Source organism: Emticicia agri, from assembly GCF_004168285.1.
Classification (GTDB): Bacteria; Bacteroidota; Bacteroidia; order Cytophagales; family Spirosomataceae; genus Emticicia; species Emticicia agri.
On the sequence record NZ_SEWF01000060.1, the window covers coordinates 1 to 17,100 of the forward strand.

At 40.7% G+C, this 17,100-nt stretch carries 17 protein-coding genes; 7 read left to right on the plus strand and 10 right to left on the minus strand.

Annotated elements, in window-relative coordinates:
- From EWM59_RS24170 to EWM59_RS24195, 6 genes are all read right to left on the minus strand, one after another.
- A partial coding sequence (locus EWM59_RS24170; RefSeq protein WP_130023821.1) for a hypothetical protein occupies positions 1 to 201 on the minus strand: 201 nt, incomplete at its 3' end.
- A gap of 242 nt (positions 202 to 443) precedes the next feature.
- Positions 444 to 2,006 (minus strand): hypothetical protein, encoded by a 1,563-nt coding sequence (locus tag EWM59_RS24175; RefSeq protein ID WP_207220058.1) that lies wholly within the window; start codon positions 2,004 to 2,006, stop codon positions 444 to 446.
- Positions 1,993 to 2,460, minus strand: a complete 468-nt coding sequence (locus EWM59_RS24180) for a terminase small subunit (RefSeq protein ID WP_130023822.1) — start codon at positions 2,458 to 2,460, stop codon at positions 1,993 to 1,995. The genes EWM59_RS24175 and EWM59_RS24180 overlap by 14 nt, the downstream gene beginning before the upstream one ends.
- 187 nt (positions 2,461 to 2,647) lie before the next feature.
- Complete coding sequence (locus EWM59_RS24185; protein ID WP_130023823.1) at positions 2,648 to 3,160, minus strand: hypothetical protein; 513 nt, start codon at positions 3,158 to 3,160, stop codon at positions 2,648 to 2,650.
- A 138-nt stretch (positions 3,161 to 3,298) separates the two neighbouring features.
- Positions 3,299 to 4,012, minus strand: coding sequence for a carbon-nitrogen hydrolase family protein (locus EWM59_RS24190; protein WP_130023824.1), 714 nt, complete (start codon positions 4,010 to 4,012; stop codon positions 3,299 to 3,301).
- Between the two features lie 495 nt (positions 4,013 to 4,507).
- Positions 4,508 to 6,106, minus strand: coding sequence for an FAD-dependent monooxygenase (locus EWM59_RS24195; RefSeq protein WP_130023825.1), 1,599 nt, complete (start codon positions 6,104 to 6,106; stop codon positions 4,508 to 4,510).
- Between the two features lie 350 nt (positions 6,107 to 6,456).
- Between EWM59_RS24195 and EWM59_RS24200 the strand changes: the two genes are divergently transcribed.
- Positions 6,457 to 8,064, plus strand: a complete 1,608-nt coding sequence (locus EWM59_RS24200) for an alpha/beta fold hydrolase (RefSeq protein ID WP_130023826.1) — start codon at positions 6,457 to 6,459, stop codon at positions 8,062 to 8,064.
- A 36-nt stretch (positions 8,065 to 8,100) separates the two neighbouring features.
- Here the strand turns inward: EWM59_RS24200 and EWM59_RS24205 are convergent, their stop codons facing one another.
- Positions 8,101 to 8,895 (minus strand): hypothetical protein, encoded by a 795-nt coding sequence (locus tag EWM59_RS24205; protein WP_207220059.1) that lies wholly within the window; start codon positions 8,893 to 8,895, stop codon positions 8,101 to 8,103.
- A 154-nt stretch (positions 8,896 to 9,049) separates the two neighbouring features.
- On the opposite strand from EWM59_RS24205, the gene EWM59_RS24210 reads away from it, so the two are divergent.
- From EWM59_RS24210 to EWM59_RS24230, 5 genes are all read left to right on the plus strand, one after another.
- On the plus strand, positions 9,050 to 10,474 hold the full coding sequence (locus EWM59_RS24210; RefSeq protein WP_130023828.1) for a serine hydrolase domain-containing protein: 1,425 nt from the start codon (positions 9,050 to 9,052) through the stop codon (positions 10,472 to 10,474).
- Positions 10,475 to 10,552: 78 nt separating this feature from the next.
- Entirely contained in the window at positions 10,553 to 11,011 is a 459-nt protein-coding gene (locus EWM59_RS24215; protein WP_130023829.1) for a hypothetical protein, read from the plus strand.
- A 210-nt stretch (positions 11,012 to 11,221) separates the two neighbouring features.
- Positions 11,222 to 11,968, plus strand: coding sequence for an RHS repeat domain-containing protein (locus EWM59_RS24220; RefSeq protein ID WP_130023830.1), 747 nt, complete (start codon positions 11,222 to 11,224; stop codon positions 11,966 to 11,968).
- A gap of 313 nt (positions 11,969 to 12,281) precedes the next feature.
- Positions 12,282 to 12,740, plus strand: coding sequence for a YciI family protein (locus EWM59_RS24225; protein ID WP_130023831.1), 459 nt, complete (start codon positions 12,282 to 12,284; stop codon positions 12,738 to 12,740).
- 159 nt (positions 12,741 to 12,899) lie between these two features.
- Positions 12,900 to 14,741 carry a GEVED domain-containing protein gene (locus EWM59_RS24230; RefSeq protein WP_130023832.1) on the plus strand — a complete coding sequence of 614 codons (1,842 nt, stop codon included), beginning with the start codon at positions 12,900 to 12,902 and terminating at the stop codon, positions 14,739 to 14,741.
- Here the strand turns inward: EWM59_RS24230 and EWM59_RS24235 are convergent.
- A complete protein-coding gene (locus EWM59_RS24235; RefSeq protein ID WP_130023833.1) occupies positions 14,735 to 15,106 on the minus strand; it encodes a winged helix-turn-helix transcriptional regulator in 372 nt (123 codons plus the stop codon). The genes EWM59_RS24230 and EWM59_RS24235 overlap by 7 nt on opposite strands.
- A 121-nt stretch (positions 15,107 to 15,227) precedes the next feature.
- Here EWM59_RS24235 and EWM59_RS24240 point away from each other — a divergent pair, with 121 nt between their 5' ends.
- On the plus strand, positions 15,228 to 16,097 hold the full coding sequence (locus EWM59_RS24240) for an SDR family oxidoreductase (protein ID WP_130023834.1): 870 nt from the start codon (positions 15,228 to 15,230) through the stop codon (positions 16,095 to 16,097).
- Positions 16,098 to 16,132: 35 nt separating this feature from the next.
- Here the strand turns inward: EWM59_RS24240 and EWM59_RS27835 are convergent, their stop codons facing one another.
- Entirely contained in the window at positions 16,133 to 16,282 is a 150-nt protein-coding gene (locus EWM59_RS27835) for a hypothetical protein (protein ID WP_165372286.1), read from the minus strand.
- Positions 16,283 to 16,740: 458 nt separating this feature from the next.
- On the minus strand, positions 16,741 to 17,100 hold a 360-nt coding region (locus EWM59_RS27840; protein WP_207220060.1), incomplete at its 5' end, for an immunoglobulin domain-containing protein.

Below are 17,100 nucleotides of genomic sequence, written 5' to 3' on the forward strand. Positions count from 1 at the left end.
GCAACGCTGTTTATCTATCGGCTGCAAGGCTATACTGATGGTGTCTGAAGGCGTAGGCATACTGATAGTTTTCACGCCGTTACCAATCAGATAGACCTGATATACTCCGGTTATATCCTTCGATAAATCAGGAGAAAGTATCTCTTTTGTGCCACACGAAAAAAGTACCAATGCCAGCACCCAGACAGTTAATTTCTTCATGAATGTATCTTGCCAAATAAACAATTGAAGCGGAAATATATTAAGGTCTTATTCTTTAAACAAGTTATAGAGGTTTAAATTGTATGACTATTTTAATTTCTGAACCTACCTGAAATTATTAAAAGATATTTTTTACCCTCAACAAATTACGTAAACCCAACGGATTAGATACGCTGGCAAAATAAACAGGTACCGATAAATAACAAATCCTTTGTTCCGTTTTCCATCCTCCTTTCTCCAACCTAAAACAAATTCCCTAAATTCTTCACTCTCCTACTCATCTTAACCGGATAAAAAGTATTCGCCAGTGCATCAAAGGCATCGGTGCTTCTGCCTAATCGTTTTTTGATTTCTTCTTTGGGTTCAATAATAATAGCCCCATTGCTCTGAAACCGCCACTTGATTTCTGTAGCCTCTTCGGTCAGACCAAACCCTGGAGGCAGCATGGCTTCCTGCCCGTTTTTTGGATTAAGCCAGTCTCTGATAGCCCAGAAGAGGTAGGCACGCATATTGGCAAAAGTATATTGCCCTGTCAGGTCGGTCAGGCTCTCTCCCTTTTCATTTTTGGCAGCTTCACTGTATTTACACGAAAAGGCTCTTGATTTATAGCCTAACTCTACTATACGTGCATAAACCCCTGCCCCCTCGCCGATGGTGTCAATCATACTCAGCGCATGATTATCAAGCGCCAATATGGAAGCAATTCTGCCCGCTACCTGCATGTGGTCGGCTACTCCGCCCGAATTGGTTTGTGTAAACTGCTGTACAATATTCCCATACCGATAGCAAAAAACCGTACTATCCCGACCCATACCTGCCACGTCCACCCCCAGACGCAAAACATCAGTATAATACCCTTCCTGCCCATATGCCTGATGATAGGCAACCCAACGCTTTTGTGCCAACTCAATCCAGACTTCGGGTATCAGGTTATCTTCTGATACCTTCGGAAACTTGCCTAATACTTTCTTTCTGAAATTATCTTCGGGGCGGTACCAGTTTCCTTCAAACTCAAAATCGTCAAGCGTTTCATTGTAATCACTTGCCTGTATCACGCTACACCAGTTAACAACTTTATCTTTTACCCATTCATAATCAACCTGACCGGGAATAATGCTTTGCCGATGCACTACATTAGGTGCTGTAAGCGAATTGAGCCGAAACTTAGACCACCGCTCTCCTTTCTGACTTCGTGCTGCATAACCAATCGGCGTATTCGGGTTAAACACAATCAATATCCGTGAGTTACCTTGTAGATTCCCTTCTATAGCCGTAAAAGTATCGTCTAAGATGCCCGAAGCCTCAGTAACCACAAACATGGTATTCACCGCATGAAAACCCGACCAGGCTTCATGCCTGTGAGGGTCTGCCCGAAAAGCAGTCAGAAACCATTCCTCATGTTCGGTTCTGATATCGAAAGCAGTCATTTTTCCGGGCAAATCAATGCCCCGGCTTTTAGCCCGGTTAAACAAACGGGCTATTTCGGGCACACAAATGTTTTTTACCTGCCGCTCGGTCGGTGCTGTAAGCGCTACTTTGGTATTGGCTATCAGTTCGCCTTTCTCATTCCATTTGGGTGTCAGGTATAGAAAGCACATAGCCGCCACAGCCGCCACAAAATCCTTCCCACGGGCAGTGCCCGATGCCACACTGGTTCGTGGATTCATCTGTACCGAACGCAGAATTGCTTCCTGCTCGGCATCAAGACTGACACCCAATGCTTCACGGGCAAACTGGCACCAATCCAGCCGCCACTCTATAATTTTAGCCTTGGCAGTCAGCTCATAATTTTCATTCATCTTCATGCGCCACCGATGTTTCTCTCAGAAAATCAAAAAAACCTCTGTTCAGGCTCTCACCCCCGGTCGTATGGTCTTTCTTGTCAACCAGTCCCAACTTACGGGCTATGATATTGGCGTTGAGTATTCCGGCAGCTACCCCTTCAAACTGCTGATTATCAATAATCTGTCTGATGCGGGCAGCCGTCTGTTTAAACATAGCCTGTTCTTCATAACTTTTAAAAGTAGCAAGGCTGATGTCGATATGGTTGCAAAGCCCTTCTAAAGTAAACGGTCGGGTATGGCGTATGTCTGCACTCACAGGTCTGCCCTGGTGCTGAAACACCTTTTCTTCGAGTATCGGATTATCGAGACACCAGGCAAAATAAGCATTGCAAGCAGTTATGAGGGCTTTAGGGGTTTTATACACCCTATCCTGCCCGTTTACAGACCGCAGGCGGTAGTATTCTTTTTCAGTCAACGTTTTATGTGGATTTTATAGGCAAATATACTAATTTATACTTATATTGTAAGTATAAATTAGGAAAATAATATTGAGAATCGAGCTTAAAGCAAAAATTAAGAGTTATGCTGAAGTAGATTTTCGGTAGTAGTTTATTGAAAAATCTCCAATTCAGGAAAGAATTATGTTGAATCCTTTGAGATTACTATCTGATTGCTATATCCTCCTTTTTGACCCAACCTGTTGTTATGATACCGGTAGGATTTCTGAATTCAGTATAAATAAATGTTTCACTTACAGCAAGAATCAGGCTTTTATCTCCATAAACTAAAAAAGCTCTTTTAGGTTTAAATTCAGAAGGACTCTGATACAGATAGGCTTTGTCTTTTATAACAACAAAATATTTTCCAATAATTGTTGTATTTATATTTGAGCTGTTGTTTGGTACAATTTTCTTTACCCGAAACTCTTCTTTGCTGCTAAAATCATTCGAAAATTCATTACTCCGCCTATTTTTTATACCTGAACTACAAACTCCGCAGGTTCCACCGCTATTGCAGTGCTTACAGTATTTACAATTTTTACAAGCACTACAATACGCACTTCCTGTACATGCTCCATGACAAATAGTGATAGTTTTCTTGAAATTACTTTCTGTGGACAGCTCTCCAAAAAAAATTAAAACTATCCAAAAGAAAAATAGCAAAGTTAACTTCATAGACTTACCGGGTTTTGATTACTGAATGTAAATAAACTACAATTAAAATTCAAATAATCTTATTTTACGGCACTATTAACAAACTGTTTTTCAGATAAAGCTCTGATGAACTATATATACCTTCTACTACTTTATTCCCTAACCCCCCACTTCCCCCACCTCCACTACCAGCACCCCCTCACTTCCATTATCCAGAGCCGCTACTAATTCTCCTTTACTATTCCAGAATCCGCTGTTTCCGGCACTTTCAAAATTATCGCAATAGCCTACACCATTCACCATCAATACAGGCATCTCGTATTGTCGGGCAATCAGAGGGTAGTGCGTACGGGCTTTGTCAATACCTTTCTGAGACTTGGCGACACTTGTTAGATACACCTGCGCCCCCAAAGCATTGGCACTTTCAGCATGACTGATTTGCAGAGACTCATAGCAGATGGCAGGGGCCACTTTTAAGGTATCAGGCCAGAGTAAAAGTTGCTTGTCTCCGGCTATAAAATACGGTAATTCATCGGCATGCAGTTGTTGTTTAGCATAGGTTTGTAAAGACTGATGTGGCTGAAAAACCAATAGTGTTATCTGTATGCCTTTAGCTGTCCTGATAGGCATACCCACCCCAATAGTAAGCGTATGTGCATCGCTCATTTGCTGAAACACGGCAAAGCGTACATCTTCTGGTGTAGTAGCTAAAACGGCTGCCAGTTCGGGTTCATAGCCCGTCAGCGACAATTCAGGAAAAAACACAGCATCGGCTTTCTGTGCCAAAGCCTGTTCTATCAACCGCAAATGATTCTCAATATTCGCCTGAATATCTCCTTTTACCGATTTTGATTGTGCTAAACCTATTTTCATACTAACCGATATGTCAGATTGTTTTCGACAGCGTGTGTTTTGTATCACGATTTTTATGGTTCGTCGTTCCGGAAATCGTATTTTCCCTGCTAAACTAAAAGATACCCCATTTAAAAACAAGGTTTGTTCGCCTCAGATTTTAAATGGGGTATCTTTCATTATTCAAAACAAGCAGTTCAACGAGTTTTCGGATACATTTTCATAGCCTCAACATATCCTCCCTTGGTTTCATCAATCTTACGATATCCGAAGAAGAAATTTATGAGTTATTCCCATGATAGAAAAGGCTGCCAAATCTGATTCCTGATTGTACGGTATTTTTGTTATTTAACGGCAAAAAATGTATCACGACTTTTCAAGTCGTCTTTTATCTCTACTGATAATCTGATAAAACCGTAATTTTTAAAAGCTACCTGAAGTCTATTTATGAAGATTTTAACTGCATAGGGATTTATAAAACATATTGCCACGAGACTCCTTAAAACAACAGATATATTATCGTTCCCCCATCAATTGTCCGGCGACTTCTTCATCAATCAGTTCCTGTGCTGATGGTAAGGGTGGAATCATATCTTTTAAAGCACCCGATAAATACTTTGTCTTTAGCTGAATAGCCTGAGCAGCAGAAAAATGCTTCCATCGCCCTAAAATATACTGGTCGGGCATGATAAGATAAGCCGAATCAGAGGTAAATTCATAAAGGGCAATAAAAGCTGTTTCATACGCCGGAATAGTCAGTAAAGCAATCTCATGAGTAGTCAGATATGCCTTCATGTCTTCAGATAGTGTCCCGACACCTACAATTAAAGTAAACGCATAGCCCAGTTTTTCTATCAGATAGCCCTCTGCCATCAGGCAATCTTTCACACAATGCCCCGGAGCAGTTTCTGTGGTCTGCCACTCCCCTTCTTCGCTCAAAGCATATCGGGCATATACATTGGGCACGCTCAATCGTCCGCAATTGATTTGTTTTTTGGCAGTTACATCATCTACTGCTTTCAGCAAAATGGCATCTCTTACAGCTACTGCCTGAGCAGATGGCGGACTGATAAACAAGGTAGCATGGGTTGTACAGGTAATATTCTGTTGACAAGCCCTTACACGCTCCTCTTGATAGGTTTGCAACAAGGCAGGCGTAGCTTTAGCTAATAGAATCTCCGCCAGTTTCCAGGCCAGATTATCAGCATCGTGCATACCCGAATTAGCCCCTCTTGCCCCGAACGGACTAAACACATGGGCAGCATCGCCTGCAAAAATCACTTGCCCGTACACAAATTCTTCTAACATTTTATTGCTGAATCTATACAGGCTTGTCCATAACAAACTGATAGATTTATCGCCTACTACCTGCTTTATTTTTTGTATCACAAAATCAGCATCATTCACTACTTCGTCTGGCACCTCTTTATTGAGTTTTACATCTAATCGCCACACATTATCCGGTTGTTTGTGTAGTAAAATAGTCTCATGTTCATTATGCGGTGGTGCAAACCAGAACCACCTTTCCGACGGGAAATCGGCTTCCATTCTGAAATCTGCAATCAGAAATTTTTCTTCCGAACGTGAACCTGTCATTTCCAGTTGCATCAACCGTCTGATAGTACTTTTGCTACCATCACAAGCCACCAGAAATTCACAATTAAAGGTCTGTTCTCCGTCAGGAGTCAGTACCAGAATCGTGTTGCCTTGCGGGGTAGTATCCACCCATTTTATCTGATGCTGCCATCGTAAGTCTATCAGCTTTTCCTTCTGAACGGCAGCAAGTAATAACTTCTCAACTTCGTATTGAGAGATATTCACAAAAGCCGGGTATCTGGCATATTTATCCGGCAACAGTTCAAAACTATGCACCTCCTGATTTCTGAAAAATATCCTGCCTGTGTTCCATTGCACGCCCTGTTCAAAAACAGGCTTTACTATCCCCAGTTTATCAAAAATCTCTAAGGTACGTCTCGAAAAACAAATGGCTTTACTTCCCTTGCCTGTTTCGTTTTTTTCATCCAATAGCAATACTTTCACTCCCTTTTTGGCAAGGAGCAAGGCAAGTGTGAGCCCTGTAAGCCCACTTCCGGCTATGATGATTTTATTTGGCAACTTTAACCCCTAGCCGTGCGACGGCCGCCCCTAAAGGGGGACTTTATTTTACGTTCAACAAAATTGGGATAATTAATTGAGTATGGCAATGGTATGTGGTGAATCTTGTGGGTTAAGCCAATGCACAATCGACAATGAGACAAGGCGATGCCATTGTCTCTACAAATCTGAATCAATTATTCACTCATTCGCAATTCGCCAATCCACGATTAAAATTCCCTATGCAGTATCCCTATGCTCCATGCCCTTACCCCTCTCCCATTCCAAAAGCCGTATAAAAGCCGCCTGAAAACCGTTATATTTGTTGTGAGAGCAGGCTAAATTTGTGGCACAATTAAAAACACAAAACTATGACGATAGCTAAAAAAATTCTCAATTTACGTAAAAGTCAGGGGCTTTCTCAGGAAGAACTGGCAGACAAGGCATCTATTAATTTACGTACCTTACAAAGAATCGAACAAGGGCATACCGAACCACGGGGATTAACCCTCCGGTTAATAGCCAATGCGTTGGGGCAATCACCCGAAGATTTACTGAGTCTCAGTACCTCTCTTGACCTTAAAGAAGACCCCACCTTTTTACAGATACTTAACCTCTCTGCCCTATCTATCTGGCTCATTCCATTTGGTAATTTAATTCTGCCTTTTTTCTTGTGGTGGAGGTATAGAGATACGATTGTGGGGGTGAGAAAAGTGGGTCGTCAGCTAATTCGGTTCCAAATCATCTGGACATGCCTGCTCTACGGTATTCTGGCCATAACTTTAGCTATAAGTCTTATTCGTCCGGAAGGTATGAGTCCATTTTTTCCTGTTTATCTTTTACTTGGCGCTGGTTTCCTCTTCCTGACTAATACCGTTCTTATTATTATTGCATCATTTCAACTCAGAAATGGTAGGCAACCGTTTTATACTAAAATCTTTTTATCTTCTAATCCTTCAGAACTCACAATCAAAATTGCTTTTTTGATTCTATTCGGATTTAGTCTAAGCAGTACTACAATTGCCCAAACCAAGGAATCCCCTCGTCCTTTAGGCCAATTGGTTGATATAGGTGGTTGGCGAATGCATCTTTTCGGACAAGGTTCTCAACACACCCAGGGGCCAAGTGTAATTTTAGAAGCAGGTAGCGGCGACTTCTCTTTTGATTGGGCATTGGTTCAAGCTAAAGTAGCCGCATTCGCAAAGGTATATTCTTACGACAGGGCAGGTTCGGCGTGGAGCGAGTTAGGGCCACACCCTCACACCATGCAGCAGAATGTCTATAATCTGCACATGCTGTTACACAAAGCGCAAGTACCTAAGCCCTATGTATTAGTTGGTGCTTCTTTGGGAGGCTTGTTGGTGAGGCTTTATGAACAGACCTACCCTGATGAAGTAGCAGGGCTCGTTTTAGTGGACGGAGGTACCGAATACGGACGATATTTTATCAATGGCAAAATGCAAAGTCCCGAAAAAGATGCAAAGGGAGAACCCATTCCACCGATAAAAACCACTGCTACACCCGAAGACAATCATTTAGCCAGAACACCCGAAGCCATAAAAGCCATTGGCGATGCCCTGAACAAAATGGGTTTACCTGCTAAACAGGTGCATGGGTCTTTTGCACAATTACCTGACTCAATTCAGCAAATCCGTCTTTGGGCTTTAGGCAATTATGAATACTATGCCGCCAGCGATAATACCTTTCTGATGGAAGAGCTATTGCAATTGATGCAGGCAAGAACCCGGAATCCACAATCATTAGGTAATAAACCGCTCATAGTGATTACCAGAGGGAGACCTTTCTCAAATGATACAGAAGCCGAAGAGCAAAAACGCCTGCAAGACCAGAAAGACCTTACGAAGCTATCCGGTAACAGCAAACAAGTCATCGCCCATAATAGCGGACACCATATTCAATTAGATGAACCTGAGATAGTAGTAGAGGCTATCAGAGAGGTAGTAAACAAGTCAAAGTAAATACCCATCTAACAAAATTTCTGAATGACCGGAAGACTATACATAATGCCACCCACTCGACCAATAAAATACATTTTTCAGGTCACTAAACAAAATATGATAAACCGCCTCAAAGGCTAACATTCTGTCTGTAACCTCTCTTGCTCTACGAGGTTTATGGGGGTCATAATCCATACTCACCATCTTTTCTTTTATTTTCTTCAGTCTATTCAATAACTCTTCCAGTAAATACTCAAATATCTGATGTTTTTCAATCTCTTTGGTGTACAGTGTCCAGTTTGGTATTCTATCTGCTATCAAATTATATCTTAACACTTCTCTTAAAAGTCTTTTTGCAGGTTCATATTGTCTGATAAATTCCACCGCACACAAAAACTTAGGGTGGTTCAGGCGGGCATCAAATGTTTTTAATAGAATAGCTCCCTGAACTTCTAAATCAGCTAATAAAAAGCGTAAAGTTTCATTCAGAGAATCGGTTGACTGTTTGAAACAATAATGAAAACATTTGGGGTCTTCAAAAATGTTTTGTTTTTTCTTCCATTCATGTCTGGTATTAATCAGATAAGCATTTGTATTAATGCCTCCACGCAAAGTGCCTGAATGTTTTTTAGTATCTAACCTTGATTGCAGTTCACAGGTAATTAATCCTCTTCGGAAATAAACGGTAATCACCATCATATCTATTACTATTGGATTATGGTCTTCCCTTACAAAATAATACGCACGGTTATTTGATTTTAAGAATGTATAACCCAGCGTGTTAATCGACAAAATAGAAATAACACTCTCTGCCAGTTGACTTTTGGTTAATACTGATTCCCGGGTTTCCATAGTATCGAAATGCTGTATAGCTGTTGAATTGATAGGCAAAACTATTTTCATCCAACGCAGCCTATCTGCGTAGTAAAATATTTTTTGCGTAAATTTTTCTGTAACCTTTTTCTCCGACCCGAGTATCCACAAAAAATCACCTTTTAATTGAATTATGAAAAAGCTAATTACTGTATTGATGCTGATTAGTCAGCTTGGGTTCACACAATCAAGAGAAAAACAGGCAGAAGATTTCCTGCTCCGGCAGATGAAAACACAAAAAATTCCGGGTTTACAGGTAGCAGTGGTAGAAAAGGGTAAAATCGTCTTTAGCAAATCTTACGGCACTGCCAATATTCCTGATAATATTCCGGTAGATAACCAAAGTATTTTTGCCATTAATTCCTGCACCAAGTCATTTACAGGCGTGGCCATTATGCAACTGGTAGAAGAAGGCAAACTCGACCTGATGGCCCCTATTTCTAAATACATTGATAGCCTGCCTGCCCAATGGCAACCTATCAAAATCCAGCAATTACTAACGCATATTTCTGGTTTGCCTGATATTTTACGCATTCAGGAAAATACAGGTGCAGGGGCATTTAACGAAGCAAAATCATGGCAGAAAATAATAGCTATGCCGATGGATTTCCCGACCGGAGACCAGTTCAGCTATAACCAGACTAACTATGTTTTATTAGGCAAAGTAATCACCCAATTAAGAGGGAAACATTTTACACAGGTATTTCAGGAAAAACAATTTGATGTAGTAGGAATGTCGCACACGGTTTTTGGCGATTCCCGCGACATTATCCCCCATTATGCGCCTACCTATACCTTTAAAAAAGCAATAGACGGTGAGCTATTGCCGGCAGAGAAGCTAACTGCTAATTATTCAGAGTTTCCACGTTCACGTCGCACAGGTTCAGGCTTAAACAGCACCGCCGAAGATATGGCTCACTGGGTAATTGCCTTGCAAGAAGGCAAATTACTAAAGAAAGAAACGCTTAAAACCATGTGGTCGCCCATTACTTTCAATAATGGCAAGCCTACTAACTGGGCTTTGGGTTGGGGTGTTAATAAATTCCGTGCGAAACACCGGGCAGTAGGCATGAGTGGTGGTGGTCGTTCAGCATTTTTAGTTTATCCTGACGATGATATGGCTGTGATTGTACTCACAAATTTAGGTGGTTCGTCTCCTGAAAACTGGATTGAAGAATTAGCTGGCTATTTCAACCCTGAGATTCCAGCGGCTGACCCCATCACTTTATTAAGAACTGAACTCGATAAACGTGGGTACGACAAAGCCATGCAGGTAGTAGAAGAAGCCCGCAGAAAAGACCCTTCTTTTACACCTGATGAGAACGAACTGAATGAATGGGCTTACCGGGTAATGAGCAAAGATAAAAACAAAGAAGCACTCGAACTCTTCAAGCTAAACGTAGCCCTTTACCCCGACAGTTGGAATGTTTATGATAGCTTAGGCGAAGTCTTATTAAAATCAGGCAATAAAGAAGAAGCCATCAAAATGTATCAGAAATCAGTTGAACTGAACCCTAATAATAAGGGTGGCAAGCAGGTACTAAGTAAATTAAAATAATTTTATTATAAACTTTATTAACTGAATTATTATTTATTTAGCGGGAAAATATTTACAACAATTAAAATTCCATATGTTATGATAAAATCAATGTCCAATGAATTTTTAAATGAAGCTTTTAAAAACCAGAAAAAAGATATTGGTTGGGATTTTTATGCTGAAAGACAATTCATTGAAAATCTATTCTGCCAAAGGTTTAATTATTTAATTGCAATATATGCTATAATAATAGCTGGAGCGGGCTCTGCAAAAAATCAATTCTTTCTAAATTGTATATTATGTATTGGTTTTATTGTTGTTTTTCTCCTTTCTTTAGTACTTTATCGTGCATATATAAAATTAATAATTTTACTTAAAATCCTTCATAGATTAGAATCCCATCATGTATTTCCTATTATAGAAACTGAGATGAAACAACAAGGTAAAACTGCATTATTTGGAGTTAATTCTTTAATTGGTGTATATATACCAGTTTTTTTTAATCTTACAATTTTAATAGGATTAATTTTATCATTAGGAGGATGCTTAAAGGCATAAGATTTCTATAGGTAATTATAATAGAGAGGTTGGGTAGATAATTCTTAACTTTTCAGAACTCCGTGCTCCTCTGTGCATTTACTCAGTGTTACCCTGTGGTTAAAAATTTTACTACAGCGTAACACTGAGTTTATTAAATAAAATAGCGTTCCTTTTCCATTTTTTCTGATTATATTTGTCTAACTCCACTCTATTAATCGCTAAGGAAAAATGAAAAATCTTACTATAATCTTGCTTCTTGCTCTTTGCCTGGGTTGTAAAAAAGAATCTGCCGACCCGAAAACGCCATCTACACCCGGCAAAAGACTAACGAGCGTAACCGTGAACAATAAGCCCTATATCACTTTTGAGTTTCAGAAAGAGTTATTGGTTAAAGAAAATGCTTTTACTTTCTGCGAAACCAATCCGACTGACGAATTTACCTATGAATATGCCAACGGACAGCTCAATAAACTGAAAACCACTATGCGTAGTATGTTTTCAAGTACGTCAGCTTTATGCAATCCGGCAGTAGGCTTAAAAGGCGAAGAAATATTTCAATACAATACGCAGGGAAAAATTGTGAAGGTTACCCGTAAATTAGACACTATGTTAGGTACTACTACTGAATATGTGTATAACGCAAGAGGTTTCATTGAAAAGCAAATCATCATTGCCGGACAAAACTCGCTCACCACTACTTTTGAATATGACACCAAAGGCAATTTAGTTAAGGAAACAGACCCCGATGGCGCAGTTGCTTATTACGAATACGATAATAAAATTAACCCCTACTACCTAATCAACCAAAGACCTGCCTGGGTAAGTGCCTTCAATAAAAGCCCTAATAATGTTATTAAAGCTACAGGTAGATATAATTTTCAGCGCACTTTTAAATACGATGATGAGGGCTATCCAACCGAAGTGGCTGAAGATAACGGACTTACTTATCAGTACCGTTATACCCCCCGCCCCTGAAGGGGTGTTTTTTTGTATCACGATTTTTACGGTTCGTCGTTACGAAAATCGTCTGTAGGTCTCTCCATATCATTATTGAATGAATATCTGTTCATATTATTAGCTTATACGTAGCTTTTTTTAGAAACTGTTTGAGTTAAATTTTATGAATCAAAATGAAATATTTTTCACAAAGACAAGTTACTAAAACTGGAGCTTAGCAGAGCTAAGTGAAGATTTTAGTAACGAAGTATTTGTAAAAAATAGTAATTTTGAATATAACAAGATTAACTCAAACAGTTTCTAAATATTTACTTCATAAAAACTCTTGCTTATGTATAAATTTTTCCTGATTGTGTTCTTAGTGGCTTTTGCAGCTGTGGCACAGGCCCAAACCCCCAACCCGAAATTTAAACAAGCCTTGGCCGATTCGTTGGGTGCCGATGAATATGGTATGAAAATGTACACATTAGTGATACTTAAAACCGGAACTAACCAGACCACCGATAAAGCTGTATTAGATAGTCTGTTCAGCGGCCACATGATGAATATGGGCAGAATGGAGTCGATGGGTAAACTAATAGTTGCCGGGCCGTTAAGCAAAAATGCCCTCAATTATCGGGGAATTTTTATTCTCAACACCAAAACCGTTGAAGAAACCAGAGCCCTGTTAGATACAGACCCCGCCATTAAAGCCAAGGTATTTGATGTAGAGATTTTCCCGTGGTATGGTTCGGCAGCGCTACCGCTCTACATGAAACACCACGATGAAGTGAAAAAGAAAGATTTTTAATGACCTGTTATCGGTTGTCAGAGAGATAGGCAACTATGCTCCACCCAATAAATTTCCGGCTAATCATTAGCATAATTCTTTAAAGAATCGGAAATTTATGAGTATTCCATGTGAATCAACTTTAGTACCTATTATTTATTCAACAGAACCACTTTTTTTATGAAATCCTGCCCTTTGGTTGTCATAAGCCTTTTGCTATGTCTCTTTACTCTGCCAACCTTCTCGCAAATACAATGCGGCACCGACGACATCTACAAAAACAATCCGGCATTACAACAAAAGGTTCAGGAACAAATCAAACGCCTACAGAATGCAGGCAACCTCGTTGACCCGAACACGGTTTTTACCATTCCGGTTGTATTTATTATTTACCACAAAGGCGAAGCAGAGGGTGCCGGTTCCAACCTGTCAGATGCAACCATTCTGCAACAACTCAATGCGCTGAACGATGCTTTCAGGGCAAGAAACGGATACGCAGCGCATAACGACATGAAAATAGAATTTGCCCTGGCTAATTGTGGCGATATGAACAGTATTGTACGGGTAGATGCCTCAGAAGTGCCTAATTATAGTGATAACGGGCTCAATTATAACGACCTCATTATGATTTTTCAGTTAAGAACCCTACACAACTGGAGCGACCGGGATAACTACATTACTATTGAATTAGTGCATAAAATAAACGGAGCAGGCGGATTTGCCGGATATCTGGAAGGCTATACTTTTATTGATGCCAGATTATTCGGAATAGGTATAATGGCACATGAATTAGGGCATGTACTGAATCTTAAACATACATTTGAAGGCGATAATTTCGGCTTCCAATGCCCTCCCAATAACGATCCCGAAAATGATGGTGATATGATTAGCGATACGCCCCCGCACAAACGAGGACAAAACTGCTATAATACGCCTCCCATGTCTATTAATCCTTGTGATAGTTTGACGTATGGAGATATTTTTGAGAACTTTTTGTCGTACAGTGAATACTGCTGGCGAAAATTTACCCCCAAGCAGATTGAACGTGCCAGAAACAGCGTAGCTCAATTTAAACCCAACTGGTTCAATTCGCCTTATCTTTCGGCACAAACAGCGGCTCCGGCGGCAGTCTCTAATTTAAGGTGTGGTACAGGCACTGTTGCCCTAACAGCCAGTGGATGTTTAGGCACGTATAGCTGGTATAGCCAAAGCACCGGAGGTGAGGCACTGGCTACAGGTGAGAGTTTTACAACGCCACCAATAGAAACTACTACCACCTACTATGTCGATTGCCAGGTAGCTACCTGTCAGCCTTCGGTCAGAGTTGCTGTGCAAGCCATTGTAACTCCTGTCAACGAATGTTATTGTGAATCGTATGCCATGTATCTGGGCGACGAAGAAATATATAATTTTAGTTTTACCACTATCAATACCTCTTCCAACTGTAATACAACCGGAGGGCCGGGGTCTGTCAGAAGTGCTTATTCTAATTATACTTTCGATACACCTGCAATAGCCTATACAGGCAAAAGTTACCCCTTTTCTGTTCAGATAGGAAGTTGTGGAGGTTCTTATAGCAATGCTACCAAGATTTATATAGACTTTAACCATGACAAAGATTTTAACGATGCCGGAGAAGAAGTCTATGTGTCGCCCGGTACTACGCAAGGGGCTCATGTAGAGTCAGACACCATTACCATTCCTGCTGATGCCCTCGCAGGAATTACCCGTATCAGAATTGTTACCGCAGAGGCTTCTCCGTCTTCCATTACGCCCTGTGGCGCTTACGGTTTCGGAGAAACCGAAGACTATGCCCTTAATATTATTGCCTGCCCTGATAATCTCAGCTACGAAACAATCAATCAGGGTATGGGTACTTACGAAGCTGCCATCAGTATCAGCAGTAAAGCCAATGTCAGCACGCCTGTTACCTATCTGGCAGGTCAGTACATTGTACTGTTACCGGGTTTCTCTGCCGGGCCAAACGAGGTCTTTACCAGTACCATCGGTGGATGTTACTGAACCCCCATGGTGGCTTTTCTATGATTCAACCCCCATTGCAACATACTATCCAATACGTCAGATAGCTTCTTGCCCGATTCGGTCAGTTCATACTCTACCAATACAGGGGTGGCATCATACACCATACGCTTTACCATACCATTCAGTTCGAGTTCTTTCAGTTCTTTCGAGAGCATACGTGGCGTAATTTTCGGAATGTTTCTTTGTAATTCCGTAAACCTTTTGATACCAAACAGCAATGACCCTAAAATGGGTAATTTCCATTTACCTGTCAGCACATTCAGGGTATCATTTAAGGCTAATACAAACTGTTCGGGGCAAGATTTTATAGCTGCAAAATCTGTTATTTTTTTGGTTACTGTCATGTCGTTTGGGGCTTACTATACTTTAGTATAGCACTATACTAAAGTATATCACTATATTTTATATAGCAAATATAGCTACTTTTGCCACAACAAAATAATTTTCTATATAAAAACACAAACCATGATTTTAATTACAGGCGCAACAGGGCATTTTGGTGCAGCAACCATAGATTTTTTATTAAAAAAAGGCTTTCGGGCCAAAGACATAGCAGCACTGGTAAGAGATGAAGCCAAAGCAGGTGATTTGAAAGCCAAAGGTATTACCATTCTTGAAGGCGACTACAACCATTATGAGTCATTGCTTAAAGCATTTCAAGGCATTGATAAACTGCTTTTTGTATCGGGCAACGATGTACTGAACCGGGGCAAGCAACACGAAAATGTAGTAAATGCAGCTAAAGAAGCAGGGGTAGGTCATGTGGTTTATACCAGTTTCAGCCGCAAAAACGAAACCGAAACATCGCCTATTTATATCGTAGCTAAAACGCATCTGGCCACCGAACAGGCATTGAAAGAAAGCGGCTTAACTTATACCATTCTGCGCAATAATATTTATGCCGATTTTATTCCGATGTTTGTCGGGCCAACGGTGCTTGAAACAGGTGTATTTGTGCCTGCCGGAGATACACCTGTAGCGTTCACACTTCGGAATGACATGGCAGAGGCCGCAGCCAATGTTCTGACAGGCAAAGGTCATGAAAATAAAGACTATGTTATCTCTAATACCGAAGCGGTTACTTTCCATGATATTGCCCGATTCATCAGCGAGGCTTCGGGTAAACAGGTAGGATACATAAGTCCTGAACCTGAAACGTATGTTCAGGTACTGACCAATGCAGGTCTGCCTGCCGAAGTGATTGGCGTGTCAGCAGGGTTTGCCGAGGGTTTCAGACAAGGAGAATTTTCTTCAACCGAAACAGATTTAGCTAACCTTTTAGGCAGAAAACCAGCCACAGTAAAAGATTTTCTGACAGGCGTTTATTCAGCTTGATAAACGTAGGTAGATACTTAGGTACGGGTAAATCGCTACCTGAGTCCCATACCGTTTGTGCGTTGATACAACATTACCACTGCGTTCGACAGCTCATTGATACCCATGCTTTTAGGCTTGTCCTGACCCATAAGCGGCCACTCATAGAGCAATAGTAAAAAAACAATCAGAAGGTATGTCTTCATCAGACTTTTATATAATAGGTATAGTATATCAAGGCTTTTTATTCTATAAGCAAAACTATTGATAATAAACAGTAAATAGAAGAAATATGCCTAAACCTTATTATACGGTTAAGCCTGGATTGAGAAAAGAATGATTTTTAAACTATAAATGAGTAGGTTTTCGCAGTAATAGGTTATAAACAGGCGTAAAAAAATGGCTGTATTAAAAGGAAATTGTTGGCAAAATTATATTTGGCACAAATTTTTCCTCACCCTCTAAATCTCCCTCTCCTGAAAAAGGAGCGGCCGCCGCGCGGAGGGAGACTTTAAGCCCTTCTCCTTTTTCAGGAGAAGGGTTGGGATGAGGATTTTTCCAAACGGTACGCTGCCAAATATTATTCTGAACTCCTTCCTTTCAATACAGCCCTATTCTAAACAACAAATAAACTCTTATTTAACTCCTGCCGAAATTGTTATCATTACGGACAGTCTTCTATTTTAGCCAGAAAGACCTCGCTGCCTCCTGCCTGAAAACCGGGGTTCATCACTATCGCTTTTGCTGCATAATAATTGACACCTGTGGCTACATTGGCGGTACTGGTAATGGTTTGAGACACCCGGTAATTGCCTGCTGCCTGACTACCCGAGAAAGTAAGATTGACATTGACAGTAGCCACTACAGGCACTCTTACCGACTGACAAGGGCTTGCGCCTATCAGCGAACAACCCACATAATAGGTAGTAGTAGTAGCAATACTTGGCGTATTAAAGCTCGTGCCTGTACCTAAAGATGTTCCCCCACTTACGCCTGCATACCAGTTAATCGTACCACCTGCGCA

Bases quoted from the DNA above. Each gene is read 5' to 3' on its own strand.
- EWM59_RS24215 (WP_130023829.1), top strand. From the start codon at position 10,553: ATGATAAAATCAATGTCCAATGAATTTTTAAATGAAGCTTTTAAAAAC.
- EWM59_RS24225 (WP_130023831.1), top strand. From the start codon at position 12,282: ATGTATAAATTTTTCCTGATTGTGTTCTTAGTGGCTTTTGCAGCTGTG.
- EWM59_RS24200 (WP_130023826.1), top strand. From the start codon at position 6,457: ATGACGATAGCTAAAAAAATTCTCAATTTACGTAAAAGTCAGGGGCTT.
- EWM59_RS24190 (WP_130023824.1), bottom strand. From the start codon at position 4,012: ATGAAAATAGGTTTAGCACAATCAAAATCGGTAAAAGGAGATATTCAG.
- EWM59_RS24220 (WP_130023830.1), top strand. From the start codon at position 11,222: ATGAAAAATCTTACTATAATCTTGCTTCTTGCTCTTTGCCTGGGTTGT.
- EWM59_RS24205 (WP_207220059.1), bottom strand. From the start codon at position 8,895: ATGGAAACCCGGGAATCAGTATTAACCAAAAGTCAACTGGCAGAGAGT.
- EWM59_RS24175 (WP_207220058.1), bottom strand. From the start codon at position 2,006: ATGAAGATGAATGAAAATTATGAGCTGACTGCCAAGGCTAAAATTATA.
- EWM59_RS27835 (WP_165372286.1), bottom strand. From the start codon at position 16,282: ATGAAGACATACCTTCTGATTGTTTTTTTACTATTGCTCTATGAGTGG.
- EWM59_RS24235 (WP_130023833.1), bottom strand. From the start codon at position 15,106: ATGACAGTAACCAAAAAAATAACAGATTTTGCAGCTATAAAATCTTGC.
- EWM59_RS24210 (WP_130023828.1), top strand. From the start codon at position 9,050: ATGAAAAAGCTAATTACTGTATTGATGCTGATTAGTCAGCTTGGGTTC.
- EWM59_RS24185 (WP_130023823.1), bottom strand. From the start codon at position 3,160: ATGAAGTTAACTTTGCTATTTTTCTTTTGGATAGTTTTAATTTTTTTT.
- EWM59_RS24240 (WP_130023834.1), top strand. From the start codon at position 15,228: ATGATTTTAATTACAGGCGCAACAGGGCATTTTGGTGCAGCAACCATA.
- EWM59_RS24230 (WP_130023832.1), top strand. From the start codon at position 12,900: ATGAAATCCTGCCCTTTGGTTGTCATAAGCCTTTTGCTATGTCTCTTT.